The sequence below is a fragment of the Burkholderia sp. E168m23 genome, from assembly GCF_016586125.1.
GTDB classification, from domain to species: Bacteria; Pseudomonadota; Gammaproteobacteria; order Burkholderiales; family Burkholderiaceae; genus Burkholderia; species Burkholderia orbicola.
This window is the reverse complement of record NZ_BCPP01001046.1, coordinates 1-2,334: the sequence shown is the minus strand read 5'-3', so window position 1 is coordinate 2,334 and position 2,334 is coordinate 1. Positions and strand designations below refer to the sequence as shown.

The window sequence follows — 2,334 nt, the reverse complement described above, 5'->3', positions numbered from 1 at the left end:
ACTTTCAACTGATTGGAGCGGTTGACCGGTTTGTTGTATACGACAACATCAAGTACACGAAGAAGGGGTGGTTCAACCGGAACCGCTTCCTGCTCAACGGCAGCGATGCGCTGTTCAGTATTCCGCTGAAACGAGATGCCGATTCGCTCGATGTTCGTGATCGCGAGGTGTCGTCTGATTACGATCCCGTGAAACTTGCCGCCCAGTTGAAGGGAGCCTATGTTCGTGCGCCGTTCTTTGAGCAAGGATTCAACCTCGTGAGCGCCGTGATCGACGCTGACGAGCCGAACCTGTTCAAGTTCATCAAGCGATCGATCGATGTCGTCGTGGATCGGCTCGGCATCGCCACGCGTATCGATGTGTCGTCGTCGATCGACGTTGATCCGTCATTGAAGGGGCAGAGTCGCGTACTCGCGATCTGCGAGTCGCTGGGGGCGACGACGTATGTCAATGCGATCGGCGGTGTTGATTTGTACTCGCACGAAGACTTTGCGGCGCGCGGCATTGATCTGCGGTTTCTTCGGTCGAGGCCGATCGAATACGGTCAGTTCGGGGCGCCGTTCGTTCCCTGGCTGTCGATCGTGGACCTGCTGATGTTCAACTCCGTTGCGGAAGTAAGGGACATGCTGACGGAATACGATTTGATTCAGGCAGTCCCTGCGAACGGGGTCGCGATGCCCGATACGGTGCAGCAGGTATCGGGGTGACCGGTCACGGCCGTGTCCTGTCGGGGACGCGGCCGTTCGAGCGGCTGGCCTTGCTTGTGCAGGTAGGGCGATACGCACGCGCGCTGCGTGCGCCGTGCAAATTGCGCTTAGTTTACCGGCTGAATCAGCAGCGTCGCCTGTCCGACGTTGTCGCCACAGTAGTCATCGCTGACGTAGGCGAAAACATCGTTGAGGTCGCTGGTCATCAGGATGACGGTGGGTTTGGCCGTGATTGCGGTGCCCCATCGGATGCTTCCGTAGCCGTAGCCGCCTTGCATCATCACGGTATCGATGTTGCAGCCATTATCGAGTGAGCCGCCACCGCAACTCATCGTGTTCGACACGAGAGAGACGGCGTATTGGCCCCTTGCGAGCCTGAATTTTGCCGACGTGCCGCCGGAGACGGTCCCGACGAAGCTGGAAAGGCAATTGGCTTTTGCATCGATCACGACGCTGGTGGCTGCGCTGCACGTCAAGGAAACCATGGCCGCGAGCGCGGCGACGATCAGTTTGGTACGCATCAGTCGAGTTCTCTCAATATTCAATTAGTTGGTATGTGCCCGGCGTTACCGCGAGTGCACCGGAAAACCGGTTTCTCTTGCCTGGATTGCACTTCGTGGCGAAGCGCGATAGGAGAAGGGGAATCCGGTGGTATGCGTCGCACCCGATGCTTGATTGACGCGCGATACAGTTGCCTCGCTCCGGCAGCGATTCAGGCCCGTGGCGTAAGTGTCGGCGCAATGCACACACGTCGATTCCTTTCGGAATTGCATTCGTTGCATGGCACTACACTTACTTTTGCTATAACGGCAGGTCTGTCCCGGAATTTAGGTTTTGCCTGTCATTGCGCGGATCAACCGGAGAGCGTCGGTCGCCATTCGAAATCGACTGCCTTGCCTGCTTCGGAAACGGCATTCGACTCGCGGCCACGCATTGCCGGCCGGTATGCGCGGGTCGTCCTGTCAGCTCACGTGAAGGACGGGGCATCGATGCATTTCGTCACATGCAGGCTGATCTAGAATCCCTTCCAGTAGTCGACGAATCCTTCCTTGTAGTGGAACCACGTGGTCTGGAGTTCGCGATTGATGGATGCAACCGTTTCGCCGATATGTGCGCACTCGTCGCGAAGCAGAACCCAGCACTTGGCCTGAGGACAGTAGAGCGATGCCCGATAGCCCCATTGCTCCATCAGGATGGTCATGCTTCGATTGGTATGAAAGGCGGTATGCACGGGGGGGCGCAAGTAGAACCATTCCGGGTCGTTCGGCACGCGTTCACAGACAACCGTGTGGATGACCAATGCACCGTCGTGATCGACCATGTCATGCACGAAATCGAGATCGCTGCGGCGCAGGACATGCTCGAACATCGCCGAATTGATCACGGTCTTGTAGCGACCGAGGTTGGATGGATCGATATATCTTCCCGAGCCATCGTTTTTCACGTAGAGATCGAAGATCGGCAGTTCAAGATCGTAGTATTTCGCCAGGACATTGCTCAACGTACCGTACCCGGCGGCATAGTCGACCATGTTGTCCAGGCGAATCACGCCGTTCTTTCCGAGCAGGGCGAGCATCATGGCCTGTTCGGCGTACGGCGGCTGGTTGCCCTTCGTTTCGTTGGCGGG

General features: G+C 57.4%; 3 protein-coding genes. 1 reads left to right on the top strand and 2 read right to left on the bottom strand.

All coding sequences use genetic code 11. The annotated features are described in order from the left end of the window. Window positions 1–707, top strand: a 707-nt coding sequence (locus JMF90_RS33805; RefSeq protein WP_201326053.1) for a WbqC family protein, incomplete at its 5' end; no start/stop codon positions are given. Window positions 708–814: 107 nt separating this feature from the next. Here the strand turns inward: JMF90_RS33805 and JMF90_RS33800 are convergent. Together JMF90_RS33800 and JMF90_RS33795 are read right to left on the bottom strand one after the other, a co-directional pair. Continuing rightward, on the bottom strand, window positions 815–1,228 hold the full coding sequence (locus tag JMF90_RS33800) for a hypothetical protein (RefSeq protein ID WP_011546728.1): 414 nt from the start codon (window positions 1,226–1,228) through the stop codon (window positions 815–817). A gap of 494 nt (window positions 1,229–1,722) precedes the next feature. Then, on the bottom strand, window positions 1,723–2,334 hold a 612-nt coding region (locus tag JMF90_RS33795), incomplete at its 5' end, for a methyltransferase domain-containing protein (protein ID WP_201326052.1).

Excerpts from the sequence above, each read along its gene's own strand:
- JMF90_RS33800 (WP_011546728.1), bottom strand. The coding sequence starts at position 1,228 with ATGCGTACCAAACTGATCGTCGCCGCGCTCGCGGCCATGGTTTCCTTG.